General features: G+C 47.4%; 6 protein-coding genes. 1 reads left to right on the forward strand and 5 read right to left on the reverse strand.

Annotated elements, in window-relative coordinates:
• The 3 genes from VIM87_RS13235 to VIM87_RS13245 all read right to left on the reverse strand — a co-directional run.
• Positions 1-2,778 (reverse strand): SusC/RagA family TonB-linked outer membrane protein (locus tag VIM87_RS13235; RefSeq protein ID WP_331997455.1); only part of this gene is annotated, 2,778 nt, incomplete at its 3' end.
• Between the two features lie 168 nt (positions 2,779-2,946).
• Positions 2,947-3,912, reverse strand: a complete 966-nt coding sequence (locus tag VIM87_RS13240) for a FecR family protein (RefSeq protein WP_331997456.1) — start codon at positions 3,910-3,912, stop codon at positions 2,947-2,949.
• A gap of 69 nt (positions 3,913-3,981) precedes the next feature.
• On the reverse strand, positions 3,982-4,545 hold the full coding sequence (locus VIM87_RS13245) for an RNA polymerase sigma factor (RefSeq protein ID WP_331997457.1): 564 nt from the start codon (positions 4,543-4,545) through the stop codon (positions 3,982-3,984).
• A 148-nt stretch (positions 4,546-4,693) separates the two neighbouring features.
• Between VIM87_RS13245 and VIM87_RS13250 the strand changes: the two genes are divergently transcribed.
• Complete coding sequence (locus tag VIM87_RS13250; protein ID WP_331997458.1) at positions 4,694-7,333, forward strand: hypothetical protein; 2,640 nt, start codon at positions 4,694-4,696, stop codon at positions 7,331-7,333.
• A 9-nt stretch (positions 7,334-7,342) separates the two neighbouring features.
• Here VIM87_RS13250 and VIM87_RS13255 read toward each other — a convergent pair whose 3' ends face one another.
• Positions 7,343-8,569, reverse strand: a complete 1,227-nt coding sequence (locus tag VIM87_RS13255) for an RNA polymerase sigma factor (RefSeq protein ID WP_331997459.1) — start codon at positions 8,567-8,569, stop codon at positions 7,343-7,345.
• A gap of 40 nt (positions 8,570-8,609) precedes the next feature.
• A partial coding sequence (locus VIM87_RS13260; RefSeq protein ID WP_331997460.1) for a YciI family protein occupies positions 8,610-8,854 on the reverse strand: 245 nt, incomplete at its 5' end.

Raw genomic sequence — 8,854 nt, forward strand, 5'->3', positions numbered from 1 at the left:
TAATACCACGGAGCTATCTGCCAGCTCTTTAATTACGTTACGGTTAGAGGAGAATACGATATTGGTATTCCATTTAAAATTCTTTAGTGCCAGGGGCGTACCGTTCACGGCCAGCTCTATGCCACTGTTATTCACTTTACCCACGTTAATGATCTCTTTCGCATAACCGGATGCACGGTCTACGATGCGTTCCAGGATCTGGTCTTTCGTGCTGCCGGTATACAGGGCCAGGTCAAAGCCCAGGCGGTTATTGAGCATTTTTACATTGGCGCCTGCTTCATAGGTAATGGTGCGCAGTGGCCTCAGGTCAGGGTTAGCCAAAGTAGTTGGGTTCTCCAATCCGCCGTTGTACTGGCTTCCGGCAGTGGGATACGTATAGGCGGTACGGTAAGGTGTGGTTTGCCCGCTGCCTACGCTGGATGCAGAGAACCGCAGCTTTGCAAAGTTTACGAACTTCGGCAGCATCCATACTTCAGATGGAATAAAGCTCATGCTCAGGGAAGGATAAAAGAACCCTGCATTGTCTGTACGGTCCGGGGATGCCAGCACACTGTTCCAGTCCTGGCGGCCGGTGAGGTCCATAAACAAAAAGTCTTTATAACCGGCAGTGATCATGCCGTAAAAGCTGTTGATCTTGTATTTGCTTTTCCAGGGCATGGTCACTAAAGGACCAGCAGCATTGGCCATAGAGTAAGTGCCGGGATAAACGAGCGAATCTGCACGCACCTCATCCCTGTTATAGTTATTGGTAAGCGTGCTGCCACCGGCTGTTATGGTAAAGTCAAAGTCCTCATTTACTTTCTTTGCATATTTCAGCAGGAAATCACTGCTGGCTTCCATGGAAAAAATATTCTGTGTGCGGTAGCTGCCATGAGGATATTTTGTACCGGCATCATAAGGGCGTTTCTGCTCGCGCCCCTCATAGCTGAAGTCTACAGATGATCTCACCAGCAGGCTTAATTCATTGGTGATGCTGTACACCGCCTGTACGTTACCTGTGGCCCCGTGCCGGTTAGAGCTATTGATAAACTCATAAGCTATTGCATAAGGGTTTTCAGGATAGGAGCTATAGGGATATTTTATGGCGCGTCCTTCCTGGCCATTGGCCCAGTAATTCTTCAGCCAGTCTATATTGGCATTGGGTTGCCAGAATATGTACCAGTACATGATAGACTGGTTGCCGTAGCCTGATCCCGGCAGGTTATCACTCCACTTATTGGTGTAGTTGATCTTGGATGAGATCTGCAGCTTATCATTCACTTTTGAGTTTACAGACAATGCAACGGTATTCCGTTTGTAGCCGGTATTCGGTACTATCCATTCGTTTGTAACATTGGTGAAAGAAAAACGTGCTGTGGTTTTATCCGTACCGCCATCCAGGCTGATGGTGTTGGTAAGCGTGTTGCCGGTATTAAAATACTTGTTTACGTTCTTATAAGGCACCCAGGGTGTTTTGGCAGTACCCTGCGCCTGCGTTACCGGATCATACTGGTAAAACTGCTGCCCATCGAACTTAGGGCCGTAGGCTGAGCTGGTGCCGCTGGTGCTGGCGCCATCAGCAGAAGCGCCGTACGAATAATAATCCGCACCGGCCAGGCCTTGTCCGTATTCATACTGCAGATCAGGCCAGCGGTTCACCTGCTCCAGGGATGCGTTGGAGGTAAAGGTAACGCCCCAGCCTTTTCTTTTGCTGCTGCCTGATTTTGTAGTGATGATGATAGCTCCGTTAGCGCCGCGCTGCCCGTACAGGGCCGCTGCACCGGGTCCTTTCAGCACCGTAACAGCCGCTATATCTTCCGGGTTAATATCATTCAAACCAGTGCCATAATCGGCCGGCATATTATCGCTGCCGGTGCCATAGGGATTTTCACCGGCAACACCGGTACGGCGGCCGCTGCCCTGGTTTATCACTACTCCGTCCACTACTATCAGCGCTTCATTATCGCCGGTAAGGTTATTCTCGCCACGCAGAATAATCTTATTAGAACCGGTAGGTCCTGCATTGGATCTTACCAGGTTAAGGCCTGCTACTTTTCCGGATAAAGCCTCTGTCCAGTTAGCCGGCAGGGTTTCTGTAAGCTGCTCTCCCTGCACTACGGTAGTAGCATAACCCAGCGCTTTCTCCTCACGTTTTATTCCCAATGCGGTTACTACTACTTCATTCAGGCCTTTGGAATCCGGCATTAGCTTTAAGTCTAGCACCTGTGTTCTTTCCACGGGGATCTCACGGCTGGTAAATCCGACAAAGGAGAAAACCAGCACACCTTTATCAGCAGGCAGGGTAATGGTATAAAAACCATTCCGGTCGCTCACTGTTCCCTGGCGGCTGTGTTTGGATTTAATGTTCACGCCTATTAAAGGTTCTCCCTTTTCATCCATTACCCGGCCCCGTACTACGATATCTTCCATGTTGGCAGCGGCTCCGGCTTGCGTGGGTTTGTTGTCCGTTGGTGTACTGGCCAGGCGGTGAATAATAATTTTTTCTTTCAGCTGCTCATATCCAAAACCGGTACCGGATAAGATGTTTGAAAGCACCCTGGCTACCGTTTCATTCCGGTAGATGCCGGTGATCTTTTTATCCAGCTTTTTTAATTCAGTTGCATCATACATAAAATGAGCGTTCACCTTTTTCTCAATTTTATGGATGGCCGCTGTCAGCTCTTCATTTGCCAGCTCAATAGATATTCTTTTCTCTGCTAATTTCTCCGTTTGGGTAAAACCCATGGCCGGCTGCAGGCATAGAAGCAAACCTGCCATCAGTATGCAGGCCCGCTGCATACTATTGCCCCAATTTGTAAAAACTTTTTTTGTCCGGTACATATAAGTATTTATTGTCTGGTTGTTTATGCGTTCACTTATTTTTAAAAATGCGATGCCCTGTTCATTGCTTGCAATGAAAAAAATCTGCGTCTGTTAAACTTGCTCACCTGGAGGTGCTGGCTTTCGTTAGGGATAGGTTATCCTGATGATCCCTGCTCCATTTTTTTCCCAATGAATGCTGGTGGCCAGCGCCAGGGCTGCCATCATATCATCCAAACTGTCGTTATTACTAAAATCGCCGGAGAACTCTTTCCCGGATGCTACGCCCGGTAATTCCAGCTTTACATTCCATTTTTGAGCAATGGCTTTCAGCACCTGTTCCAGCGGCACTTCCTGGAAAGAAAAGCTATGCCGGGTCCAGGCCATTACCTGCTGTACATCTACAGGCTGCAATGCGGCCTTACGCGATTGTTTATTATACTGCACCTGCCGGCCGGCTTCCAGCGCTGCAAGCGGCTGTTCTGCGGCGGCTACTTTTACCTTACCGGTTATTACGCTTACGGTAGCAGATTGTGATTGTTCTTTTACCACAAAGGAGGTTCCCAGCACCGTTACATCCAGCGAGGGTGTATGTACAATAAAGGGCTTGTGCTTATCAGTTGCTATTTCAAAAAAAACTTCTCCTTCAATGGTGGCTGTCCGCTGGTTGCCATGGTAAGCGGCCGGGAAGCTGATGGATGCGCCGGTATTCAGTGTAACTATTGTCTGATCCGGCAGCTGTACTTTTTTTATTTCATAAGGCCCTGCTTTAACGGTGTTCATTGCTACAGGTGCAATACGGTCGGCCAGGGGCTGGCGGTAGATCCAGCCCAGTGTGCCGGTAGTAATAAGCACCAGGATGGCCGCTGCAATACGCATCCAACGTTTGGGGAACAGGTATAACGGCTTGCGCGCTTCTGGAGCTGCGGTTTGGGTAATGGCCTTTAACCGCGGCAGCAGGCGCGCGGCAATGATCTTTTTCTTTTCTGCTGTTAGCTCATACTCTTTATTGCCCGTTTGTTGCAGCCATTGTTCTATCAACAGCAGATCTTCATTGGTAGCCTGTCCGTTCAGATATCTTTCTACAACCTGTTCAAACCCGTTTATGTCCATTAAAAAAGCGTCTTTACCTATATGTCCGGTAAAACCACCTTTTAACCATATCCGAATGTTAAGGAAATATTAACAAAGAAAAGTGAGCAGCATAGCGTGCTGCAACGACTTCTTTAAGCGGGTTCTGGCCAGCCCCAGCTGGTTGCGCACGGTTTGTTCAGAGAGGGAAAGTACGCGGGCAATGTCGGCCACGGAGCGGTGCTGCTCTATATATAGTAAGTATATTTCCCGCATTTTTTCCGGCAGGGATTGTACTTCCTGGTTAACAATGGCCTGTAGTTCTTTGGATTGTAATGTTTCGGCGGCATTATCCACAGCGGGCAGCAGGGACTCCCGCACCAGCTCCAGCTTTTCGGGGTTTTGCAGCATGGCTGCTACCTTGTTGATCACTTTATATTTAACGGCGGAGTAAAGGTAGGCGTCAAAATTTTCCCGGATCTGCAGGGAGTGGCGTTTGGCCCACAGGCTGGCAAATACTTCCTGCACTACATCTTCCGCATCATCTTCTGCCCCCAGCCGCTTCATGGCAAATACGAACAATGATTCCCACAGGCGCAGGTACAGCGTTTCAAATGCAGATACATCATCCTGCCGGATACGTTGCAGTAATTCCTTATCAGTTAGTTCACGCATGTTGGCTAATGAGCAGTTGGGAGAACGCTTTTAAGGTGTGAAGTTAGAGAAGGTGCGGGAGGTTTTATGTTAAGTGATTATGAAGTTTGGGAGATGGGCGGGAAAACCGTATTTTTAAAGAAGCATATCCCTTTAATAACCATCCTCTATGGAGCGCGATAATAAAACCCAAGCGGCCCAGGATACCACCCAATCAGTGGCAAATAATATATCACCTAACGGGATATCTAAACCGGCAATGTCCCCGCTGCCGGAAACCCTCGCAGCCGAAGATCCTTTAGGGGAAGCAGCTACAGCAGATGCAGCACTACAGGAGCCCCTGGTAATGGATATGGATGAAGATGGGAAAGATGAAATGCATATTCTTTTCATTCACCCGGAGGACGGTACTTTATGGCTGCATTCGGATGCGCAAACCCTCAGCCTTTTCCTTAAACGTAAACGCAGGAAAGCATTGTCCGTCAAGGAGCAGGCGCTGCTCAAGGAAATTGAAGACACTGCGGTTATTGTCCATACCGGAAAATACGGCACCAAAGGCACTTCCACTGTTGGAAAAGCCAAACGGAAAGCGCCTACTGTGCAGGATAGACAACAAGCGCAGCTGGCATTAAAGAAAATTGCCGTATTGCTGGGAAAATTGAACCAGCTAACCAGTGTGGTAATGAAAAAGCTGCGCCCTCCCTCACACCAGGCGCAATTATTGACGAAGACAATTGGCCCGGATACTTTTTGTGCGAAGATAGTTATGGAGCCGCTTAGTATTTTAGGCAGGGATGATGGCATAGTGGGTTCAACTCCCCAGGAGGAAACAAAATTATGGAAAAGGCTAACGAATATAGCAGGCTATAAAAGGGGCCATATGTTAAATGATCACCTGCATGGCCCGGGTACAAATAATAACCTGGTACCTATATCTACCGCATTTAACAGCACCATGAAGGTTGGGGTAGAAAAGGCGGCAAAAGATGCAGTGAATGCTAATAATAAAGTGGTACGCTTTGAAGCAGAAGCGCTTAACTGGGGCAGCTTTGCCGGTGCTTTCGGATACCCGGACGAGCAGGCGCTGCCGGCCAATTTCCATTTTAAGGTCACCCAGATGAAGCTGATCCCGGGAAATGATGGCAGCCAGGTAAGCCACTGGCAGGAAGATACTACGATCAAACCTATTTATGATAAAACACTGCCTCATGATATTCCGGTAGATGTAGTGCCCGGGGTGGTGGCCAATACGGTTAAAAATTTTGTGCCGGGATTTTATTTTCATTCCAGTGGAACAATCAAGCCCACTACCACTCCCAATACCTATCACCTTCTTGGGAACTTTAGCATAAATAGTCAGTCTTCCCTATTGCGCGCGCTTGCAATGGATGATAAAGGCAATCTACCTTATAACTATATTGCAGAAAAAGTTTTAACGGTATACCAGGTACCACCGGGGTACCATATCGTACTGCCCTATCCTGCAACAGAGCTGGAGTATATTGAGATGGATAAGATCCGCAAGTATACCACTTCAACCCCTGCCTTCCTGATCGTGAATACCGCTAAGGAAGCCAAGCTGAAAGGTGATTTTGAGGAAGAAAAAAAGCAGGTGCTCAAAAAGGAAGAAGAAAAAAAACAACAGGTACTCAGCCAGAAGGCCAAAGAACAAAAGGAAAAAGAAGAACGGGAAGAACGGGAAAGATTGAAGCGGGAGAAAGATGAAGAGGAAGCGCTGCAAAGGAAAAAAAATGATGAATACCGCCATGAGCTGTTAAAACGTGTACGCCTGTATGGACAAAAGTATGAAACCAAGTTCAATGACGCTTTCCTGGAACAATTTATCCACTACCGGGAAAAAATACTATATGATGCCAATAATAAATGGAAAGAAGACGAGCAGCTTTTTAACCGGGATATGGAAGGTTTGCTGGATCCCATAAGGGCACAGCTATTGGAAGTAAAAGATAAGGTATTGGCAAGGCAGGAAAAACAGGAAATTATAGATGAACAGCAAAGGCAGCAGGATTTAGAAATAGCATTACAAAAAGAACAGATCATTAATGAGCTTTTGGGACAATTACAGGAATTGGTGGAGCAGGAATATCTTCCCAACCTGGCATCAGATAATGCCATTTCTTATTTTAAGAAAGAGGTAAACAAGATCTTTAACTATTATGGTACGCGTTGGGAAGAAAAATCAGACCTGATAAAGGCGGATAAAAAACAATTATTGTCTGCTGCTAAAGAAAGCCTGGATAAAGCCTTTGGGGTGGCCCGTAAGCTGGTGGGAAAACCAAACCTGAAAAAAACAGGAAGCAATGAACAGCGGCGGGAGGAACGGCCAAGGTTTATACCGAATAAGCGTAAACGGGAAGACACCAACGAAGAACAAACAGAAACGCCCACTCCAAAAGACGGACCTTTCCGCTTTACAGATACGCCGCCTTTTGAAGATACTTCCAGGACCCAAACGCCGCCTCCGTTCAGCCTCCATAATACATTGCCTTTTAATGCGCCACCCCAGCACAACTATGTACCGCCAAACAGAAATGAGCCTCCGCATGTTGTTACTGCCAGGGAAATATGGAGCGCTGCTACAAGATTGTATTATCAATATAACGGAAATCAATTCTTGCAGAGCCACCTTTGGCAGCTGGAATTGCCAATGCAGGCTTTTACCAGCCAGCCTACTGCTAACGGCTGGTATACTATTAACAAAATACTTTTACAGCTGGAACAGGTAAATGAGCTGAACGGTTATGCCCGCAGATGGATTGATTCCTGGCAGGAGGTTAAACCGCAGTGATCCGGGCTGCTAGGGATGCTGCAGCTTCTTCCTGATGGCCGCCCTATCCGCCTCCGTTTTTGCCAGCGCCAATGCGCTTTCATAATATTCCCTTGCCTTTGCATCATCAATGCCGGTGTATAGCTCTCCCAGCAGCGCAAAATAAAAATGATTATTAGTCAGCTCCAGCTGCTCCGCAGCAGCGATCCCCGCCTGCTTCCCATTCACTTTTGCCAGCGCATAGGTTCTGTTCAGCGCCGCAATAGGCGAGTAAGCTATTTGCAGCAGGCGGTTATAGAAGTATAAAATATTCACCCATTTTTCTCTGGTGTCCTCCTTTTGGGTGTTCCAGTAAGCAATGCCGGCTTCCAGGTGGTATCTGGAAAGCTCATTACCGCTGGCAGCCTGGTTTAAGAAATACCCGCCTTTGCTGATCAGGTCTGCATTCCAGAGGTTAGCATCCTGCTCTTCATACAAAATATGCTCACCATGCTCATTGATACGTGCATCAAAACGGGAGGCATGAAAACACATGAGCGCCAGCAGCGCATTTACAGCCGGTTTGTTGGTGCTTTCATTTTCCACCAGCATGGTGCAAAGGCGCATGGCTTCCAGGCAAAGATCTTTGCGCAGGGTTTTGTTCTGGCTAACGGAATAATAGCCCTCGTTAAACAATAAATAAATGATAGTAAGCACAGCTTCCAGGCGTTCATTCATGGTGGCTGGCGGCGGCAGCTCAATATGGATCTTCTCCTCTTTCAGCTTTTCTTTGGCGCGGAATAAACGTTTATTAATGGTTTCCTTGCTGGTTAAAAATGCATCGGCTATTTCCTCTATGCCAAAACCGCAAAGAATGCGTAATGACAACCCGATCTGCGCCTCTCTTGAAATAGCAGGGTGGCACACGGCAAACATCATCTGCAGCTGGCTGTCGTTCACGTTTTGCGGGGAAAGGTCAATTTCTTCCTCATAGCCTTCGGTGGAATTACTTTTTATGTCCGGTGAAATTTTAGTAGCGAACAATAGGCCGCGCTGTAAATAGTTCTTTGTTTTATTTTTGGCCACCTGGTATAACCAGGCTGTGGGCTGCGGCGGAATACCCTTCAGTGGCCAGGTTTCTGCAGCAGTCAGAAAAGTATCGCTGGCAATATCCTCAGCAATTTCCATTTGCTGCAGGCCAAAATGCCGGCATAGCACGGCTACTATTTTACGGTACTCCGTTCTGAATAAATGCGGTATGAGCGTTGTGTGCTGCATAATGAAATTTCCCCTGTAATGCGTATACAGGGGAAATTACTCAGGGGTTATTATGTCTGGTTACGATCTGTCTAACTTCTACAGTGTTGCCTTCCCCCTTCAGAATAGGGCAGCTTTTAGCCAGGCTCACGGCCTCTTCCAGGTCTTTAGCCCGGATGGTAATGAAACCGGCAATGGATTCCTTCGTCTCTGCATAAGGGCCGTCCGTCATCACATCATTGAACTTTAACACCTTGCCTTCTTTAGATAATCCTGTGCCGCCAACAAATTTATCCTGTGCCGCAA

The sequence above is a fragment of the Chitinophaga sp. genome (assembly GCF_036569125.1).
Taxonomy (GTDB): domain Bacteria; phylum Bacteroidota; class Bacteroidia; order Chitinophagales; family Chitinophagaceae; genus Chitinophaga.